24 protein-coding genes are annotated in these 18707 nt (G+C 36.2%); 11 read left to right on the top strand and 13 right to left on the bottom strand.

Annotation, left to right across the window (positions count from 1 at the left end):
• Positions 1-58: 58 nt before the first annotated feature.
• From PQ963_00815 to PQ963_00755, 13 genes are all read right to left on the bottom strand, one after another.
• Entirely contained in the window at positions 59-988 is a 930-nt protein-coding gene (locus PQ963_00815) for a hypothetical protein (protein MEN4028213.1), read from the bottom strand.
• A gap of 123 nt (positions 989-1111) precedes the next feature.
• A complete protein-coding gene (locus PQ963_00810; GenBank protein ID MEN4028212.1) occupies positions 1112-1402 on the bottom strand; it encodes an MTH1187 family thiamine-binding protein in 291 nt (96 codons plus the stop codon).
• Between the two features lie 18 nt (positions 1403-1420).
• Entirely contained in the window at positions 1421-2527 is a 1107-nt protein-coding gene (gene sucC, locus PQ963_00805) for an ADP-forming succinate--CoA ligase subunit beta (GenBank protein MEN4028211.1), read from the bottom strand.
• 3 nt (positions 2528-2530) lie between these two features.
• A complete protein-coding gene (locus PQ963_00800) occupies positions 2531-3085 on the bottom strand; it encodes a 2-oxoacid:ferredoxin oxidoreductase subunit gamma (protein ID MEN4028210.1) in 555 nt (184 codons plus the stop codon).
• Positions 3086-3114: 29 nt separating this feature from the next.
• A complete protein-coding gene (locus PQ963_00795; GenBank protein ID MEN4028209.1) occupies positions 3115-3987 on the bottom strand; it encodes a 2-oxoacid:ferredoxin oxidoreductase subunit beta in 873 nt (290 codons plus the stop codon).
• A 37-nt stretch (positions 3988-4024) separates the two neighbouring features.
• Complete coding sequence (locus PQ963_00790; GenBank protein MEN4028208.1) at positions 4025-5158, bottom strand: 2-oxoacid:acceptor oxidoreductase subunit alpha; 1134 nt, start codon at positions 5156-5158, stop codon at positions 4025-4027.
• Between the two features lies 1 nt (position 5159).
• Positions 5160-5384 (bottom strand): ferredoxin family protein, encoded by a 225-nt coding sequence (locus PQ963_00785; GenBank protein MEN4028207.1) that lies wholly within the window; start codon positions 5382-5384, stop codon positions 5160-5162.
• Between the two features lie 103 nt (positions 5385-5487).
• Positions 5488-5859 (bottom strand): dihydroneopterin aldolase family protein, encoded by a 372-nt coding sequence (locus tag PQ963_00780; GenBank protein ID MEN4028206.1) that lies wholly within the window; start codon positions 5857-5859, stop codon positions 5488-5490.
• A 29-nt stretch (positions 5860-5888) separates the two neighbouring features.
• Positions 5889-6620, bottom strand: a complete 732-nt coding sequence (locus tag PQ963_00775; protein MEN4028205.1) for a class E sortase — start codon at positions 6618-6620, stop codon at positions 5889-5891.
• 44 nt (positions 6621-6664) lie between these two features.
• Positions 6665-7606: a hypothetical protein gene (locus PQ963_00770; protein ID MEN4028204.1), complete on the bottom strand. Its 942-nt coding sequence runs from the start codon at positions 7604-7606 to the stop codon at positions 6665-6667.
• Positions 7607-7684: 78 nt separating this feature from the next.
• Entirely contained in the window at positions 7685-8977 is a 1293-nt protein-coding gene (locus PQ963_00765; protein ID MEN4028203.1) for a DUF515 domain-containing protein, read from the bottom strand.
• Positions 8967-9677 carry an archaetidylserine synthase gene (locus PQ963_00760; protein ID MEN4028202.1) on the bottom strand — a complete coding sequence of 237 codons (711 nt, stop codon included), beginning with the start codon at positions 9675-9677 and terminating at the stop codon, positions 8967-8969. Before PQ963_00760 ends, PQ963_00765 begins: the two co-directional genes overlap by 11 nt.
• A gap of 142 nt (positions 9678-9819) precedes the next feature.
• Positions 9820-10482 (bottom strand): phosphatidylserine decarboxylase, encoded by a 663-nt coding sequence (locus tag PQ963_00755; GenBank protein ID MEN4028201.1) that lies wholly within the window; start codon positions 10480-10482, stop codon positions 9820-9822.
• Between the two features lie 436 nt (positions 10483-10918).
• Here PQ963_00755 and PQ963_00750 point away from each other — a divergent pair, with 436 nt between their 5' ends.
• The 11 genes from PQ963_00750 to PQ963_00700 form a co-directional block, all read left to right on the top strand.
• Entirely contained in the window at positions 10919-11548 is a 630-nt protein-coding gene (locus tag PQ963_00750; GenBank protein ID MEN4028200.1) for a hypothetical protein, read from the top strand.
• 1 nt (position 11549) lies between these two features.
• Positions 11550-12620, top strand: a complete 1071-nt coding sequence (locus tag PQ963_00745; protein ID MEN4028199.1) for a rod shape-determining protein — start codon at positions 11550-11552, stop codon at positions 12618-12620.
• A 5-nt stretch (positions 12621-12625) separates the two neighbouring features.
• Entirely contained in the window at positions 12626-13237 is a 612-nt protein-coding gene (gene rnhB / locus PQ963_00740; GenBank protein MEN4028198.1) for a ribonuclease HII, read from the top strand.
• 54 nt (positions 13238-13291) lie between these two features.
• Positions 13292-14131: a MotA/TolQ/ExbB proton channel family protein gene (locus PQ963_00735; GenBank protein ID MEN4028197.1), complete on the top strand. Its 840-nt coding sequence runs from the start codon at positions 13292-13294 to the stop codon at positions 14129-14131.
• 27 nt (positions 14132-14158) lie between these two features.
• Positions 14159-14557, top strand: a complete 399-nt coding sequence (locus PQ963_00730) for a biopolymer transporter ExbD (GenBank protein MEN4028196.1) — start codon at positions 14159-14161, stop codon at positions 14555-14557.
• A 15-nt stretch (positions 14558-14572) separates the two neighbouring features.
• Positions 14573-15175 (top strand): IMP cyclohydrolase, encoded by a 603-nt coding sequence (locus tag PQ963_00725; protein MEN4028195.1) that lies wholly within the window; start codon positions 14573-14575, stop codon positions 15173-15175.
• A gap of 54 nt (positions 15176-15229) precedes the next feature.
• The gene (locus PQ963_00720) at positions 15230-15991 is read left to right on the top strand and encodes a coenzyme F420-0:L-glutamate ligase (protein MEN4028194.1); all 762 of its coding nucleotides are present in this window, start codon (positions 15230-15232) and stop codon (positions 15989-15991) included.
• A 21-nt stretch (positions 15992-16012) separates the two neighbouring features.
• A complete protein-coding gene (cofD, locus tag PQ963_00715) occupies positions 16013-16918 on the top strand; it encodes a 2-phospho-L-lactate transferase (protein ID MEN4028193.1) in 906 nt (301 codons plus the stop codon).
• Positions 16915-17670, top strand: coding sequence for a GTP cyclohydrolase IIa (locus PQ963_00710; GenBank protein ID MEN4028192.1), 756 nt, complete (start codon positions 16915-16917; stop codon positions 17668-17670). The genes cofD and PQ963_00710 overlap by 4 nt, the downstream gene beginning before the upstream one ends.
• 23 nt (positions 17671-17693) lie before the next feature.
• Positions 17694-18425, top strand: coding sequence for a tRNA-dihydrouridine synthase (locus tag PQ963_00705; GenBank protein MEN4028191.1), 732 nt, complete (start codon positions 17694-17696; stop codon positions 18423-18425).
• 41 nt (positions 18426-18466) lie between these two features.
• Positions 18467-18707, top strand: a 241-nt coding sequence (locus tag PQ963_00700) for an ATP-binding cassette domain-containing protein (protein ID MEN4028190.1), incomplete at its 3' end; no start/stop codon positions are given.

Genomic DNA, 18707 nt, shown 5'->3' with positions numbered 1-18707 from the left:
GGAATAATCATTCATTTACTGGAATCCATGCAGGCTGATTTAAGCCATTCCAAATATTTTATTCGAATTTCTTAAATTCTCTGGGGTTAACTCCATGTTTTAGAAGTTTTGCGATATCCTTGCTACTAATGTTTTTTTCGCTTGCAGGTGGAACTGGCCTTCCATTTTTAGCAAAAACAACTCCACTTTTTTTATTTGCTGCTAAAAATTTTCCAGCATCACCATTTACAACAATTTTCCCTTTAATCATGTCAATAGCGGTAAAATCATCACAATTCCCATTTATAATTACAGTACCTCCGTTTAGTAAAGCTCCTGTATTTTTTCCAGTGTTTCCATTAACTCTAACTGTGCCTTTCCTCATTAAAATTCCAGTACTAAGATCAACGTTTCCATTTATAACTATCTCGGCTTCTTTATCCAGTCTGGAACCTACAGTATCCCTAACTGCACCGTCAGTGATTAAAATTCCATTAGGTGTTATTTGACTACCCTTAAGCTTTTCACCTTCAAGACCGTTCATAACAATATCAGTAATTGATTTAAATTTTTTATAACCTTTCCTATCTGACTTAACTTCAACTAAATTACCAAAAGGTTCTTTAACATTGCCTTTAACATAAATACTACCTTTTACCATGCTTATTCCCATTCGAGTATCTACATCTCCGTCTACAATTACATCCCCAACATCAATTTCATTACCGCTGCCACCGAAATATTTTATATCCACACCCATGCTGGAGCATAAACGGTGCCCTGTATTTCCGTTTATTTTAACTGAACCTCCATTTTTGAGATGTTCTACGAGGTCTTTAAAAGTAGTGTTAGTTCCGGGAATCTCCCATTCTGGCTGTAATTTTTCTCCTTTATGCTGCCAGTAAAAATTATATGTAAAATCACAAAGACAATCAACAGGTTTTGGGATATCTATCTCCAGAATATCCTTTTCTTTTTTATCCTTTTTCTTACAGAATAGTTTGAGCATTTTAATCCCGATACAATTTCTTTTTAAATACCTAAAAAACTTTGTTTTTTTAGATTTGGGAAATGTACATCCTTTCCTTCAATTTAAAAACTTGTAGTTATTATTAAAATCAGCAGGTTTGCTCTAATTTGCGGATTTAATAGCATCTAATTTTCTTTTTATTGTATTCTCTTTGTCTATTCTCTCGTCAATTTTTAAAGAGCTAACAACTCTTTTTGTATCACTTAAAACCTCTCTATGGGCTTCTTTAAATGCCTTCAGTATCTCGTCCAGATCTCCTTCCAGTACAGTCCCCATGGCACATGGTTCTATTTTTAAATCATATTTTTTAAATATTTTCAACGCTTTTCTGACATATTTTGAAACACTTGGACCTTCTCCCAATGGAACTATGCTTATTTCTGCAACTACCATTTTACTACCTCTTAATCTTTAATTCAAACTTTCACAAATCTCAACTGCTTTCTTTGCAGCAGCTTCCATTGAAGTTTCATATGGAACTCCTGCTTCAGTTAAAATTCGCTGCCCTTCTTCTTCATTTGTGCCAGTAAGTCTTATAACAAGGGGTGCTTTACGTTTAGAACTGTTTAGTACATCAATAACGCCGTTTGCAACGTCATCTGCCCGTGTAATTCCACCAAGAACATTTAAAAAGATTACCTTAACGTTAGGCTCGCTTAATACAAGGTTTATTGCCTTTACAATATTTTGCTTGGAGGCACCACCCCCAATATCTAAGAATGTGGCTGGTTTACCTCCATAGAGATTAATCATGTCCATCCCGGTTAAGGTAAGCCCTGCACCGTTTCCTATAACTGCAATATCACCTTTAAGAGTAACATATGCAAAATCGTCTTTTTTAGCTTCTTCAAGTTCTGCAAACGCTTTATGTCTCCACATTGAATCATCGTCAATTTCAAGTTTTGCATCAGCTGCAATAAGCCCTTCAGGAGTTAAAACAAGAGGATTAATTTCTGCTATGTTTGCATCGTATTTTTTAAATACATTGAACAATTTCTGGATAAATCCTCCCATTTTTGAAATTAGTTCATTTGAAACTCCCATTTTTATGGCAATGCCACGCGCTTCGTAGGGCATGAATTCATCCAGAGGATTTACATGATATTTAACTATTTTTTTGGGGCTGTTTTTAGCAACCTCCTCTATATCAACACCTCCTTCAGTACTTGCCATTATAAGTGGCTTTTTAGCGGATCTATCCATAACAACGCTTATATAGAACTCTGACTGGATATTGATTTTCTCTTCAACAAGGACTTTATCTACCACCTCTCCTTTAATTTCAATGCCTAAAAGCTCATTTGTAGCTCTTCCTGCTTCTTCTGGAGTTTCTGCAAATTTAATACCGCCAGATTTCCCTCTCCCACCTACAAGAACTTGAGATTTAACTGCTACAGGTTTATTTATATTTTGAGCCGCTTCTCGAGCTTTATCAGCATCTTCTGCAACATAACTTTCTGGTACAGGGATACCTTCCATTTTAAAAATTTCTTTTGCACTGTATTCAAAAAATTTCAATTTTCAATCCTCCTTAATAAGTTCAAGCCCTGCTTCAAAGGCAGCGATATTTTTAGCTTCAGTTCCGGGAGGCACAATTTCAGCAATAGCTTTTCTTGCAGCTTCTTTTGATACAACTTTAGTTGCTTTTGTTATAGCTCCAACCATTACCATATTGGCCACTATGTTCAATCCAATTTTTTGAGCTGCTGTTTTTGTTGCAGGAGCCCTATAATAATCAATGTTATGTTTCAAAACAAATGGAACCACTTCTTCCTCATTTATCATGTCAGAATCAGCAATTAATATTCCTCCATCTTTAAGATCATCTAAATAAGCCATTAATGCCGTATGAGACATTGCAACAAATATATTAGGACACTGCACCTTTGGATAGTCTATTTCGCTGTCACTAATTACTATCTCTGTTCTTGAAGCTCCTCCTCTTGCTTCTGGACCGTAGGATTGTGTTTGAACGGCAAATAAATTATCATGGATGGAAGCAGCTCTTCCAATAACAATTCCGGCAAGAATAATTCCCTGCCCGCCGAATCCTGCAATTCTTATATCTTTCCGCAATTTGAACCCTCTTATGGTTATTTAATAAATCAGAATTTCGTTTTATAGGCTGATCTGACTGATGCAGGAGTTCCTTCCAGGCATTGTTGATTTACAAGCTCACAAAGTGATTCTGTAAATTCAGGTCTGCTTCTATCTGCAAAATCACCTACAATAATCTTTCCTTCAAGCTCTTCTTCCTTCATTTTTTCAGCTTTTCTTTTAACCACACTGTTTTCTTTCATCCATTTCATCATGGAAACTGAAGATCGCATTTTGTTTTTTCGGCCAAAATAAGTGGGGCACTGAGAAATAACTTCAATAAAAGAGAATCCCTTATTCAGCAAACCCTTTTTAATGGCATTTGAAAGCTGTACTGGATGTACAGTAGTCCATCTTGAGACATAACTTGCTCCTGCTCCGGTTACAAGCTCTGCTAAATCAAATGGACTTTCAAGAGCTCCGTAAGGTGCTGTACTTCCAAAACTGCCTTTTGGAGATGTGGGACTTATCTGTCCGCCAGTCATCCCATAAATACTGTTATTTATACAGATCACAGTAAGATCTATATTTCTTCTTGCTCCATGGATTAAATGGTTCCCTCCAATAGCTGCAGCGTCACCGTCTCCAGTTACTACAACAACATCCATATCAGGATTTGCTAATTTAACTCCTGTTGCAAATGCAACTGGTCTGCCATGTGCAGTATGCAGTGAATCACATTTGATGTAACCCGGTATTCTCGATGAACACCCTATTCCTGAAACCATTGTGATATTATCCAGATTTTTTCCGGCCATTTCCATGCCGTTAAAGAATGTGTTTATAACAATTCCATTTCCACATCCGGCGCAAAAGATGGTTGGCATTCTTTCTCTTCTTAAGTAGCTCATAAAACGATTTCCTTTCGTTTTATCATTCATTTTCTGTCTCCTGGAGGTTAAATGTAAATAGGTAAATTTATTTGTATGATTTTATTTCTTTTAATATTTCATCAGGGCGGTGCATTTCGCCGCCGATTTTTGGAAGTAGAGAAACTTCAGCATTACACTTTGCAACTCTTTCCACCTCATAAACAATTTGACCAAGGTTCATTTCAACAACAATTATGTTTCTGGCCTGTCTTGCTGCAGATTTAATTATTTTATCGGGGAATGGCCATACAATTTCTAATTTGATATGTCCTGCTTTTATACCTTCATCTCGCGCTTTTTTTACGGCAGTTACTGCAGATCGAGAGGGTGTACCATATGATACTACAATGATATCTGCATCTTCTGTATAAAGTTCTTTAACCTTAACTAATTCATCTTTATGTTTTAGTATTTTGTTGCATAGTCTTTTTACAAGTTTTGAATGAGTTTCAGGGTTTGAAGCATCAGGATATCCTTTTTCATCGTGAGTAAGTCCGGTTATATGCATTTTATAACCTGCTCCAAATGGGGGCATTGGGGGCACTCCATCAGGATCTGCTCTGTATGGAAGAAATGTGTCTGGCCCTTCTTCAGGCATTTTTCTTGCAACAATATCTACAATTTGGGGTATGGCTATTTTCTCCCGCATATGGCCTGCAATTTCATCACTCATAACCATTACCGGAACTCTGTATTTTTCTGCTAAATTGAACGCTTCAGCAGTAAAATCAAAACATTCCTGTACTGAAGCTGGTGCCAGTGCTATTATTTCATAATCTCCGTGCGAACCCCACCTTGCCTGCATCATATCGCTCCCCGAGGTCATTGTGGGTTGTGCAGTTGATGGAGAACCTCTCTGTACATCCACAATAACAAGGGGGGTTTCAGTCATGGAAGCATAGCCTATATGTTCCTGCATTAAGGAAAATCCAGGCCCTGATGTGGCGGTCATTCCTTTAATTCCGCCCCAAACAGCTCCTATAACAGCACCCAGTGCTGAAATCTCATCTTCCATCTGTATAAATGATCCACCTTCTTTAGGTAAAAATACAGCCATATCTTCTGCAATTTCAGTAGAAGGGGTTATAGGGTACCCTGCAAAAAATCTGCAGCCAGCTTTAATGGCTCCCCTTGCACAGGCTTCGTTGCCCTGTATAAAATGATAGGTGACATTTTCCATTTCAATGCTCCAGATTACTTTTTTTCCTCTTTTCATCTATTTCTATAGCCTGATCTGGACACATAAGTACACAAAGATGGCATTTAGTACATTTTTCTTCGTTTTCAGGCACTGGAAGATATATTCCCTTTTTATCCAGTTCTTTTGACTGTTCATAAACTTTGCGGGGGCAAAATTCTGTGCAGATATTGCACCCTTTACATAAATTTTCGTCTACTTTTATCATGGTATCTTTGAGTAAAATTAATTTAAAAGAGTAATTCTTTAAATGAATATTTATCCTGATTATATAAAAAAATAGTGCACATAGAATAATTGATTCTTTTTTTTTATTCATCTGCTTCTTTAACATACATCAAAGGATACTTAAGTTCTTCCACATACTCCATCATTAAAATTGCCCTTTTACCGTTATATTTTGAAATAACTTTTATATTCATCATCTCTCCACTTAAAGATACGTAGTCAAATTCACTTTTAGATTCTTCAAGCATTTTTCTGTTTATTTTTATATTTACTTCATCGATGCATGGTTGGAGTTCCATGGCAGTTTTTATAGACCTTTCAAGGGTAGGGGCACTTTCTAAATTTACAGGAGTTCCCACAAACTGGTGAAATAAAGCACCCATGGTAATTGCACCTTCAAATATTGCCCTTTCTCTGTCTGAAATGTTTTTAAAATATTTTTCATCAACGTCCATTAAATCACCCATTTCAAAGTTTTCAGTCGTTAAAATTGAAACCATGAGTTAATATTGGATATCTTAGAAGTTATGTTATTGGGGGGGATGGGAAACAGGTATGCATAAATTAAAAATATTGTAAGTGCAATTGTGGCTATTAATACAATTATTTTATCATCTTTAACCGGGTAGAAATAGGTTAAAATTAATCCTAAACCTAAAAATAGGCTTATAAACAGGAGTGAATAAGGAACTGGTGTATTTGAACTGGATTTATTATTTGCATGGTTAAATGGATATATACGGGTCTGATCAGCCTGAATAATCAATCTTTCCTTTGTTGATCCAAGTGGATAGCATGTAATTAAAAATAATGTTTTACCCTGTTCTACAGATATACGATAAGATGCAGGCACCACATATGATTTAACGACCCTGTATTCCACATTTCCTATGCCTGGCCAGGATAATGTTATGTTATCTCCCTTTTTCAGCCTGTCAAGATTTAGAAAAGGGGATCCATAAAATGTTCTATGGCCAAATAAAATAACTGTTCCCACCCCTGGTCTGGATGATGCAGGTTCGTGATAAATACCATAATCAATGGATTTGTTGTTAATGTTTTGATGAATTTCAATTGACGGAATTTCTAAATAAGGAACATTAGTTTGGTTGGTATCGATTTTAGTCTCTGCAGTTGCGTGGTAACTTACTTCAACTAAAAAATAGAGGGATATTATTATCATCCCTGCAATAATGAAAACTGTGGTCAATTTCATGTTATTTTATCTGTCTTTAATATTATTTGTACCTGGCTGTTTGCCTATCTTATGAACCTGGCGTAAATTAACCCTCCTGCAGCCAGTACTCCGCCAATTACAAATAAAGCATATGGAAGTCCTGTTTCTCTGGTTGGCACTGTTGGAGTGGATGAAGCACTGGTTTCTGGTACTGAAGAAGTTGCTTTTCCAGTTCCTGATAATGGACCTGGTGGGGAAGAAGGGAGTGAAGGCCATTCATAGGTGTAGGTAAACCATTCTGAAGCACCTGCACCAATTGTAACATCCCATGCTGCGATTCTACCATTCATTACCAGGTCTTTATCTGCAAATGTTGCTTTAGGGTTACTGTATGTAAGTTTTGAGTCTACAGGTACTATTGGGGCTCTTATTATTCCTGAAACTGTTCTTGAATCATGGTTAGTTAGGAGAAATGTAAATGTACCTTTCCATGATTTTAGATCTAAATCTGGGTTAAGCACCTCTATTTCACCCGGCTGGAACCATGATGCCATTAAGCCAGGATCGGGTATTAATGGCCAGTAAATGTTGTCCACAGCACCGGCATTTTTTATATAAGAGGATATTTCTCCCATCCCTCCAACGGCATTTACTTTGAAAGTTACCTCTTTTGTTTCTCCGGGATTAATTTTCCACCCATAATCTCCACCTAATTCTGGACTAACTGCATCTATCATTTTGCTTGCAGCAGGGTCTGTCCAATCAATAACCCATCTTATCGTAGAATTATCAACAAGACTACCAGTATACACCTGACTTATCTTGAAATACTGCACATGATCTTTATTATTTTTTATACGGACATGAATGGTGGCTGTAAGTCCACTTAAACCCACGCTTGTTTGATTTGCTTTAATCCAGGTTTCCGCACCATACACTACATTGTTATTTGTTATATTCCCACAAGCTATGCCTGCAAATGCTGCTATAATTATCAGCACAATACATGTCTTATTTAAATTCATACTATCCCTCTTTTAATATGGTTTCACCATTCCTAACTTTTTAACGTTCCTATTTTAACGTTCCTAATCTTTTTCAGTTTATCCATATATTGCTCTAAGTTCTTTTATCATCCAGTCAGGAGCTTGTTGTGTTGGAACTGTGAATATCACACTGTTCATATTTTGTATAAGGAATATTGCGTTTTCTCTTGGAACTTCAAGTAATATTAGGTACTGTGCATCGAGTTGTCCGAGATTTGAAGCCCTTTCAAAGTCTGATAGTCTCCAGCCATAAGCATCTAATGTGGATCTTACCTGGCCTTCATCCCAATCTCTGGAAGCAGCAGCTCTTAGTAACTGTTCAACGTCACTTGCTGCTGATTCACTGCGTGAACTGCTCTGAATCAACTGATTAATTGCAATGTTCTGGGCACGTGATCTATTAGCTGCAACCACACCGCTGTCCCTGGCTCTTAGAATTGCAAGTACAGTGGCCCCGCTTATGTTTGGAGTGTTATTTAAACCTGTTTGGTTTGCTGTTGCATTCATTAAATATACATCAACCGAGTTTCCAACATTAATAAGGCCGCCTGCAGCCTGTAACCTTGAAATGATCAGTGGGATAGCTACAGTGTCAGGGGTTTTTATCTGCATCCTGGATAGAACGCTGGCATCTGCTTCGTTTACTAATTTCTGGGCATCTGCAACTTTCAGTATTATATTTTTTTGAGCACTTGCAGAATAAACTATCATAACTCTACCATAGGGGTCTTTTTGAGCTTCAATTTGTTGTGTTTGATATTCTCTCCAGGCCTGTGTTGCAGGGCCAAGTACATCAACAGCAAGAGCCTGTTCTGGTGTTTCTGCAGCATCTATTTGAAGTCTAATGTCTATTCCTCGGGGATCTGTTGCTAAAGGTCCTGTGAAATAGGTGTTTACTTCATTGATCTTTGTTTGCTTGGCGTTTCCAAGAGCATCCTGATATGGTGCATAAACTAAAAAATAATAACCTGCTCCGACAAGTACGATAAGTATAATGGCAAAAACTGCTGCACCTACAAGTGTTCTTTGATCGTCGTCTGGAATCCTCTTTCCAAAACCACCCATAATCTTCTTTTCAGGTTTTTTACGCTCCGGCTTTTTTAGGGGAGGTTTAAGTCTTGGTCTTTCTTCTGGTTTAACCACAGGCTTTGGCATAGGTCTTGGTATCTTTTTTTGGGGAGGAGATGGTTTTTCATCTTTTTTCTGGATCCCCTTTTCCCCGGATACTCTGCTTACCATGCCCCTAAGACGCCCTCCTATATCTGAACTACTCTTCTTTTTATTGTTTCCGCGAAGATCAGGAGTATTTTTATTTTCTTTATCCTTTCTTCCTCTTATTTTATCTAACATGTGGACCACTTCTCAGGAATCTGATGTATAAATCTATAACTGGTACTGCCAATAAGTATAGTAGCATAATGGTAAATAAAAGCTTTGCGGAAAAATATGTCACAATTGCTGAAATGCTTGGGGGTAAAAGTGTTGCAATAATTAATATGCTCCCTGCAGCCAATGTTTTAATACTCCCAAATTTTGGATATTCTACTGTACTGATCATTAACAGTGAAACCACAATCATGATAATAAGTGCCAGGTCGCTTCTAAAAAATCCAGAAAGATAAAAGGATCCAAGTATCAGGGCAGTTGAGGGAATGGGTAACCCAATAAACCTTTCATTCGCTGAATCTGTGATTACATTGAATCTGGAAAGTCTCAATATGCCGCAAATCACTATCATGAGTGCAACTATGATGCTGATGTGGAATATTCCAAAAGAAGTGCCTGTTGAGTACAAAAGCATTCCTGGAGCTACTCCAAATGATATAATATCTGAGAGAGAATCAATATTTTTTCCAAAACCACATTCATCTTCTCTTTTTAATTTTCTAGCAACCCAGCCATCCATTGCATCAAAAATAACTGCAAGTAACATAAATTTGGCGGCAAGTGCATAACTATCCATTGTTATCATTATTATTGATAAAAATCCTGAAGATGCATTTGCAATTGAAACTAAATCTGCAATAGAGGTGTAAGATTTGATATTCATGTTTTACTCACGATTAATCATTGAAAACTGGTATAAATATACTTATGCAGAATTGTTCTAAATTAAAAGGTCAAATTAGATGGCTTAAATTGGTTATATAAAACTTAAAAACGTCAACTTTTGCTTATTTTTAAAATGATCATTAATTTACCATTTTTGCAATTATAGTTTCTGCTGCTGTGGCTTTATCTCCTTCTTCAACCATTAATTTGCAGTTTTCATATGGTAGTATCAGGTCTACCCTGGATCCAAATCTAATCATTCCTAAACGCTCCCCAATCTTTACCTCGTTTCCTACATTTACATATTGAACTATACGTCTTGCTACAAATCCTGCAATTTGAATAACGCCGAATTTACCAAATTCAGAATCTATCACCACCAGATTCTTCTCATTTTCCTTTTCAATATCTCCTTTTGCAATTTTAAATTTCCCGGGACAGTATATGGCATCTACAACTTTTCCTGAAACTGGAATTCTATTTACATGGACATCAAAGGGAGACATAAATGTACTTACGCGAATTCCTTTTTTTCCTTCCTCTAAAATGTGTTTCATTAGAGGATCATCATATTCAACTATTTCAATCTTATCGATCTGTCCCTTTAATATTCTCCCATCTGCTGGAGCCACTATAACTCCTTTTCCTTCAGGTACGTTTCTTCCTGGATCTCTAAAAAACTGCATTGTAAGTGCAACGATTGAAAAAATAATGAAACTCAAGAAGAAATATCCAAACAAGAATGGTAAAACTGCTAAAGTTAAGAGTACCCCTGCCTTTTTTAAGGTTCCTTTAACGAACATTTGAATCACAGTATATTTAATCACGGTATATAAATTGGAATGATAATGAGTTTTGTTATTTAAGGAGTCTTTATATCTTTGCTGTATATTATAATTAATACGATGAAAAGTATTTATAGATGTTAATATTGCATAAAAATTTGATCATAGCGAAAACAAAAGTTTTTAAATATCATTTTATTAAAATGTTTATTTAATTATTTTTTATTACTTTTTCAATCAAATTCATGTATTTGATTTACTTTTTTATCAATTATAAAAGTTTATATAAGCATTCATCTTATAGTACCATAATAATATGGAAGGGTTATAAATTTTCTATGCATTACTATTTCATAGAGTACAATGTAACTAATTAATGGATTCCAAAAAATTTATTCATACTATCATTTGAACTAAAAAATAATGGATTACCATGAAAAAGACGTGGTAGCGCATGATTGAAAATAAAATTAAAACTTTAAGACAGGCTGCAAAAGTATCCACAATGCAGGACTCAGACAAAATATGGTGTGTTATAGCAGGCAATGAAGAAATGGTTAATAATATTGCCTATGAAGCTATACTAAATAAAGATAGGGTTAAAATACTTTTCAGGGAGCATATAACCTCAAGGGAATCATTTGTAACTAAAAAATTTGATTTTATAATGGTATATGGGGAAACAGGGAAGATAAGAGATCTGAGTTTCATATCCAAAGAAAATGGAGGGGCATACCTTAAAATAGCCCCATATTATGTTAAAGAAGAATCTAATTTAATGCTGGTTGTAGGGCCAGAAGATAATATTAAAAAATTTTTAGGTGACATTGAAAAAAACACAGTTAAGGCTTCGTTTCTTTTAGAAGATAAAACAACAGGATTTATAGAATCTGATGTTTATATAACTCGATGGATGCCTAAATTCCTTCGAGATATAGCTGACCCATTATTTAAAATTGCAGATGTTGCATTATCGACAGTTTTACTATCAACTGAGGAAGAACACGCTGAGAAAATTAAAGAAATAGCTAAAATTAATAAGGTATTTGCTATCAAATTTAAAGATATTTTAAAGGAGGAATAAAATGAGTCTTTTTGGAAGAAAAAAAGAAGAGGAAATAAGGAAGGAAGGAATGGCCAATACACTGGGAATTGATTTAGGTACACTTAATACTGTTGTTGCAAAACCATCAGGAGATAAATTTGATCTTTATAAAATACCATCTGTAGTAGCTGTAAAAAAAGAAGACACATCTTATGTACTTGCAGTGGGTAACGACGCAAAATCCATGCTTGGAAGAACTCCTGAAGATATTATAGCTGTAAGACCGCTTAGAAAGGGAGTGATAGAAAATGTAGCTCAGGCAGAAGCACTTCTCATCTATGCAATGGATAAAGGGGCAGGAGAGTCCATGGATCATATTGATAGGATTGTTATAGGTATTCCCGGAGATGCATCAGAGGTTGAAAAGAACGCCGTCGAAGAAATTGGTAGAAAAGCAGGGGCCAGTTATGTTTTAGTTATAAGTGAAGGGCTTGCAGCAGCTATAGGTGCAGGATTACCAATTGCAGAAGCATCAGGTACCATGGTAATTGACGTCGGTGCAGGATCAAGTGATATCGTGGTTATTTCCCTTGGTGGAATTACAGATATTGAAACAGTAAGGCTTGGTGGAGATAATATTGATGAAAACATCGTAGATAAGGTAAAGGAAATGTACAGGGTTGAAATAGGAATTCATGAAGCTGAAAAAGCTAAAATAGAAGTAGGGATGGTTAATTCAGATGCAGGCTCTGAAATCGAAAAAACTACAGTTATTGGAAAAGATATGGAAACCAACAAACCTAAAGAGGTAGAAATTGATTCAAAACTTGTTGCAGATGCTGCTGAACCTGTTGTTGCAAAACTCATTGAAGCACTTGCAGTTATACTTGAGCGAATGTCTCCAGAACTCATATCAGGGGTTTACAGAGAAACAGTAGTTGTTGGTGGGACATCACAACTTAGAGGACTAAAAGAAAGGATCTACAACGAAGTAGGCATTCCTGTTGAAATTTCAGACGATCCTATGACTGTAGTAGCTAAAGGGGCTGCCATTGTAGCTGCAGAGCCAAGAGCACTTGAACCAGAAGTGCGTTTAAAAGCGATGAAATAATAAACATGAAAGTAATAGGAATAGATGAGGCTGGAAGAGGGCCAGTAATAGGGCCACTTGTTGTAGGAGGAGTTGCAGCCCGAGAAGAAGAACTGGAAAAGATAGAAAAACTCCAGTTAAAGGATTCTAAACGGTTAACTCCTGGAAAACGGAAGGTAATGGCAAGAAGAATAAAAAGAATAGCAGAATGCCATATAATATCCATACAGGCTAAAGACATTGATAATTTGAGAGCTAAAGGTATTAATCTGAACGAAATTGAAAAAATAGCCATTAAAAAGGTCATTGCAGCGGCAGATCCTGATGTAGCTTATATAGATTGTCTGGATATCAAGCCCCAGAGATTTTGCGATGAAATGGAAAATTTTAGAGAAGGCCTTAAAGTCATAGCTGAGCATAAAGCCGAGGATAAATATACAATCGTTGCAGCAGCTTCTATTATTGCCAAGGTTGAACGCGACATGGAAATTGAAAAATTGAAAAAAAAGTACAGAGATATAGGATCAGGATATCCAAGCGATCCTGAAACAATTGCATTTTTAAAGAGATATTCCTATGAAAAATTACCTGATTTTGTCAGAAAATCATGGGCCACCGTAAAGAAAAAGGAAAAGTAATCAGCATCATAACTGAAATACTTAAAACATAAAAATTAGAGAAGATTGGATATAATGATTTTCGAGTTTTTTAGCGCTGCCTTTAATACTATACTGGAAATGTTTAAAAGTGGAGGGATTATAACTTATATAATCACTATTATAGGTTTATACGGCTTTTTAGCGTCAGTAGAGAAAATATTATATTTACGTAAGATATCTGAGGTATCTCCACCTTTTATTATGGGAACGGTTAAGGAAGCTATGGAAAAAGGAGGATCTCTTGAAGCGCTGCGTTCAATAGGAAAGTATCAAAATCCAATTTCAAAAATTATTTCTGAAGCTTTAAAAATTGGATACAGAAACAAAACAGAAGTTGAAGATGCAATGGAACGTGTTTTCATTGTGGAAATGGGAAGAATGACCAGAGGTATGGGTACAATTAAAATGATAATTGAAATTGCTCCTTTACTGGGGTTAATTGGAACTGTTCTTGGTATGTGGTACACCTTTAAAGCGCTGGGGGTGGACGCTAATCCTACAGCAATGGCTGAAGGTATTTACATAGCTTTAATTACTACAATAGCCGGACTTACAGTGGCAATAGTTTTATTACCTCTTCATTCAAACATAACAAATAGAATAGAGGATGAAATTGATAAAATAGAAATCGCAAAGAAAATGACCAACTGGATGTCTGCAGTAATGAGAATAAAAGTTGCTGTAGATCCAGAACTTGCTGTGGAGGCGCTCAGGGAATCTGAAGGAATTGTTAAAGTTAAAGAAATTGAAGATGAAGATGCAAATGTAATGGTAGGCTTCAAACCCAGCATGCTTGAAAAAAGTATTCCCAACATTATACTTGAAAAATGCAATACCAGAGCAGAAATCGTGGAAAGCAAGCTGATGCAGTAATTTAAGCCCCATAAAGGATGTAATCCAATGAGCATTGACGTTAACAAGTATAGAAATAAATTAAGAGGTAGTAATCCCCGTTTTAACATGGTTCCATTCATTGATGTTGTTTTTACTATTCTCATATTTTTAATGGTTACAAGCAGCTTTGGGGCTGCGGATCAAACCCAGTCGGTTTCTGGAAAGCCTCAAGTCGATCAGCAAAGCAGTGGCCCATCTGAGTATTATTTAATCCCGGTTGCAGGTCTAAAAAAGGTAACAGTTAATGGAATAGACATGTCTACTCATATAAGGAATGGTGCGATTGCAGTTCATACAACTGTGATTGATGAGGGTGAGATGATAATACGGCCTAAAAATGGGGAGATTATTATAACTATACCTTCAGGATTCCCTGTAGACAGGGCAGTAAGGGCTTCAGCATAGTATTAAGGTGAAAAAATGTATCTTGGAAGAATATTAGCAGTGGGAAGTACTAAGATGGGGAATTTCGTTGCCTACAGAGTTTCAAGCAGGTCTTTTCCAAACAGAATGGTAAAAACATTTGAAGATAGGGCAGCAATACTACCTGAAGAAGGACACGAGAGAGATGTTTTTAAAAACCCTTATATTGCTTATAATTGTATAAAAATAGTTGATGATGTTGCAGTTGTCTCAAATGGATCCCATACAGATATAATCGCCGGAAAAATAGCTTCAGGAATGAATATCCGTGATTCAATCGCTTTAACATTACTTGCCATGGACTATGAAAAAGATGATTTCAACACCCCCAGAATTGCAGGAGCCACAACATTAGGCGGGGATTCATATATAGGAATAGTTACTCCCGAAGATTTAATAGTGGAAAAAGTTAAACCAGACGAAGCCTGCTATATTTCAACATATGAGCATACACGACCTAATTTCGTTGAATTTATATGCAGTGATGCAGAAGACGCTGCCAGATTCATATATGATGGCGGAAAATTTAGGGAATTCACAAACCCTGTAACTTCAGTGGCTGCATTTGCAGATAAAAAATGGGAAATCAGTTCAATATAACTGTCATAAATATTAAGACTTCCTTTAAGTTTCAAGACCAGGGATTGTGAATAAATGGAAATAAGGGTTATTGGAATTGAAAACATTCCTCTTGTGGATGAAGGGGATGATATTGCCGCATTGATATTAAATGCCATGACAGTGGAAAGTATTGAAGTTCAGGATGCAGATATCATCGTTGTTGCAGAAACAGTAATATCCAAGGCAGAAGGAAACAAAATTAACCTTGGATCCATTGAACCCAGTTTAAAAGCATTGTCCATTGCAAAAAAAACTGGAAAGGAACCTGAACTTGTGGAGGCTATTATCCTCCAGTCAAATAAGATAATAGCAGTGGGTCCTGATTTTATAATTTCTGAAACAAAACATGGATTTGTATGTGCAAATGCAGGAATAGACGAATCAAATGCGGAAAATGGAATTGCAACTCCAATTCCAGATAATCCAGATAAAAGTGCCGAAATTATAAGGAAAAAAATAGAAGAAGAGACTGGAAAAGAAGTCGTTGTTATAATATCTGATACTCAAGGGAGAGCATTTAGAGAGGGTGCTATTGGAACTGCTGTTGGAATATCTGGCATGGATCCACTGTGGAATAGGAAAGGAGAAAAAGATTTATACGGAAGGAAACTTCAAACTACAAATATTGCAGTTGCAGATGAATTAGCAGCAGCAGCATCTATTTTAATGGGCCAGGCTGATGAAGGAATTCCTGTTGTTATAATAAGAGGGGTCAGTTACGTTTCAAAGCTAAAAAATAATAATGCAACCTCTAAAGATTTGATAAGGCCTGAAAAATATGATGTATTCCGATGAAAAAATATAAAAGATGGTTAAATGATATCAGTACTTTCTGGAGGGACTGGAACTCCAAAGTTAATTCAGGGAATTGTGAAAATAGTTGATCCTTGTGACTTAAACATAATTGTAAATACTGTGGAAAATACATATATATCCGGAAACTATATAGCTCCGGACATAGACACGGTGATGTATACCCTTGCAGGAATTATTAATGAGGATACATGGTATGGTATCAAGGATGATACATTTATAACCCATGAAACATTAAAAAAAATCGGGCAAGATGAAATATTAAGAATTGGAGACAGAGATCGGGCCATAAAAATTCAAAAAACAATGCTGATGAAGAAATATCCTCTCTCTCAGGTTGTGGATATTCAAAGAAAAAATTTAGGCATTAAATCAAGGATCATTCCCATGAGCAATGAGGAGTCATATATCAGGATCATAACAGATGAAGGAGAAATGAGTTTCCACAAATTTCTGGTTGAAAAAAGGGGGATGCCAGAAGTTCTGGATGTTATATTTAATGAGGTGGAACCTTCAGAAGATTTAATCAATACCATTGAATCTTCAGACATGGTAATAATAGGGCCATCAAATCCTGTAACATCTATAGGTCCTATAATTTCAATGAAAGGAATTACAAAAGCGCTTAAAAACGTTTATGTTGTTGCAGTTTCACCTATTATTGGCGAAAAACCTGTAAGCGGGCCTGCAGGAAAGTTCATGAATGCAAGGGGTATTGAAGTGTCAAGCAGGGGAGTTGCAGCGCTTTACCATAAATTTTTAGACAGTTTTATTATAGATGTTGAGGATATTGAATCCAGGGAAGAAATAGAAAAACTAATATCAGAGGTCAGGGTAACAAATACAAACATGAAGACCATCAATGATAAGGTAAATTTAGCAAGTTGTATTTTTGGTGAAATTGTATGATACAGATGACTTTAATTCAAATTGATAATTACGGTCCATGGACTGTTACACCCGCTCCAAGGGCTGAAGCAGACCTTCAAATTTTACAGGCTGAACTTTATGCTGATCTGCAAAGACAATTCGCTGCAGGAGGCGGACTTGTTTTCTTTACTCGTTTTGATAACATGCTTGCAATCACTAACGGGGTGGATGTGGAAGACCATTTAAGAATTCAAAAGTCAATTGGTAACAGATACCCTATAACTGTGAGTATGGGTGTGGGGACAGCTGAAACTCCCTATGAAGCTCAAAGAAAAGCCACATCAGCATTACAAAACTACGGCGGGGCACAATCAGAAGATAGAACTGAAATTCTGGCGATAGATGGTCTGGTGAATAAAGAGGACAGTTCTGTTCAAATTGCCCATATTGATATAAACGGAATCACAGATTCCTTAACTGATATTATTCCAGCTTATGATACTTCTTTTATTGTAAATAGAGTCCAACACTTTTTAATGAAAAAGCTAATTAAAAAAGGATCGCTTTTATTTTTCATAGGCGGGGATAATTTCATGTCACCATGTAATGGGCTGAAGCCAGAGGGAATTTTAAAGATAATTGAAGAAATTGAAGATGAAACTAACATAGCACTTAAGGCAGGGGTGGGAAAGGCTCCTACTGCTGAAAAAGCTGCTAATTTAGCAGACCTTGCTCTTGAAGAGATAAGGGGAGGTTTCACTTACGATCTTGTCCATGTAATGAAGGAGTGAAATCAATTAAAGTTTTAGCACCAATGGCTGGAATAACAGATGGAAATTTCTGCAAAAAAATAGCAGGTCAGGGCTTTGATATAGTGACGATAGGCGGCTACAACTTAGATAAAGAAACAATAGCCGCCGGCCAGAGAATTATTCAAAGAGGAAGGCCAGAATTTGATATAAAGGAAGAAAATATAATCTCAGCCATCAAAAAAGAGGCAGCTTTAATCAAAAAATCATGGAATGGTAGTGTATCTGCAAATCTGCGTTCTACATCTCCGGAAAATATAGTTAAAATATCAAAACTACCTGAAATCGACGTGGTGGAGATTAATGCACACTGCAGACAGGCAGAAATAACTGATATAGGCTGTGGACAGGCGCTTCTATATGAACCTGAAATCTTATATGATTATACAAAAAAAGTAGTTAAAAGTGCAGAAAGCAAAGTATCAGTCAAGATCAGGGCAAATATTAAAAATGTCGACGATATAGAAATTTCAAAGGTCATTCAGGAAGCGGGATCGGATTTTCTGCACGTAGATGCCATGAAACCCGGATACGATTATGCAGATTATGATTTAATAAAATCGATCAAAAAAAACACTGAAATATTTTTAATAGGTAACAATTCTATCTGTGACCTGGAATCTGCACGAAAAATGGTCTCTGCTGGTGCAGATGGAATCTCAATAGCAAGGGCAGCAATGAATGGAAAGATACCATTTGATCTTTCCAGAATAAACTCTGAAAAATTAAGTCCTTAAATCATATTCATATTGCAAATTATAGTTTCGAAGGTGATTGCATGTCTTTTATAGAATTGGAAAATGTCACTAAAACTTTCAAAGGCGTAGATGTTTTAAAAAATTTGAATATCATCATAAATGAAGGCACTGTACTTGGTATTTTAGGTAGAAGCGGTGCTGGAAAATCTGTTTTAATAAACATGCTCCGTGGAATGAAAGAATACAAGCCAGACAGCGGTAAAATATTTTATAACATTGCGCTGTGTCATGAATGTTTTTTTGTGGATGCTCCTTCGAAAG

It is taken from the genome of Methanobacterium sp. (genome assembly GCA_039666455.1).
In the GTDB taxonomy this organism is placed as follows: domain Archaea; phylum Methanobacteriota; class Methanobacteria; order Methanobacteriales; family Methanobacteriaceae; genus Methanobacterium_D.
The sequence above is the reverse complement of the archived record's forward strand: the minus strand, read 5'-3'. Positions and strand labels throughout refer to the sequence as shown.

Coding starts and splice junctions, on each gene's coding strand:
- PQ963_00815 (MEN4028213.1), bottom strand. CDS start 988: ATGCTCAAACTATTCTGTAAGAAAAAGGATAAAAAAGAAAAGGATATT.
- PQ963_00810 (MEN4028212.1), bottom strand. CDS start 1,402: ATGGTAGTTGCAGAAATAAGCATAGTTCCATTGGGAGAAGGTCCAAGT.
- PQ963_00795 (MEN4028209.1), bottom strand. CDS start 3,987: ATGAATGATAAAACGAAAGGAAATCGTTTTATGAGCTACTTAAGAAGA.
- PQ963_00790 (MEN4028208.1), bottom strand. CDS start 5,158: ATGGAAAATGTCACCTATCATTTTATACAGGGCAACGAAGCCTGTGCA.
- PQ963_00785 (MEN4028207.1), bottom strand. CDS start 5,384: ATGATAAAAGTAGACGAAAATTTATGTAAAGGGTGCAATATCTGCACA.
- PQ963_00780 (MEN4028206.1), bottom strand. CDS start 5,859: ATGGACGTTGATGAAAAATATTTTAAAAACATTTCAGACAGAGAAAGG.
- PQ963_00775 (MEN4028205.1), bottom strand. CDS start 6,620: ATGAAATTGACCACAGTTTTCATTATTGCAGGGATGATAATAATATCC.
- PQ963_00770 (MEN4028204.1), bottom strand. CDS start 7,606: ATGAATTTAAATAAGACATGTATTGTGCTGATAATTATAGCAGCATTT.
- PQ963_00765 (MEN4028203.1), bottom strand. CDS start 8,977: ATGTTAGATAAAATAAGAGGAAGAAAGGATAAAGAAAATAAAAATACT.
- PQ963_00760 (MEN4028202.1), bottom strand. CDS start 9,677: ATGAATATCAAATCTTACACCTCTATTGCAGATTTAGTTTCAATTGCA.
- PQ963_00755 (MEN4028201.1), bottom strand. CDS start 10,482: ATGTTCGTTAAAGGAACCTTAAAAAAGGCAGGGGTACTCTTAACTTTA.
- PQ963_00750 (MEN4028200.1), top strand. CDS start 10,919: ATGATTGAAAATAAAATTAAAACTTTAAGACAGGCTGCAAAAGTATCC.
- PQ963_00745 (MEN4028199.1), top strand. CDS start 11,550: ATGAGTCTTTTTGGAAGAAAAAAAGAAGAGGAAATAAGGAAGGAAGGA.
- rnhB (MEN4028198.1), top strand. CDS start 12,626: ATGAAAGTAATAGGAATAGATGAGGCTGGAAGAGGGCCAGTAATAGGG.
- PQ963_00735 (MEN4028197.1), top strand. CDS start 13,292: ATGATTTTCGAGTTTTTTAGCGCTGCCTTTAATACTATACTGGAAATG.
- PQ963_00730 (MEN4028196.1), top strand. CDS start 14,159: ATGAGCATTGACGTTAACAAGTATAGAAATAAATTAAGAGGTAGTAAT.
- PQ963_00725 (MEN4028195.1), top strand. CDS start 14,573: ATGTATCTTGGAAGAATATTAGCAGTGGGAAGTACTAAGATGGGGAAT.
- PQ963_00720 (MEN4028194.1), top strand. CDS start 15,230: ATGGAAATAAGGGTTATTGGAATTGAAAACATTCCTCTTGTGGATGAA.
- cofD (MEN4028193.1), top strand. CDS start 16,013: ATGATATCAGTACTTTCTGGAGGGACTGGAACTCCAAAGTTAATTCAG.
- PQ963_00710 (MEN4028192.1), top strand. CDS start 16,915: ATGATACAGATGACTTTAATTCAAATTGATAATTACGGTCCATGGACT.
- PQ963_00705 (MEN4028191.1), top strand. CDS start 17,694: ATGGCTGGAATAACAGATGGAAATTTCTGCAAAAAAATAGCAGGTCAG.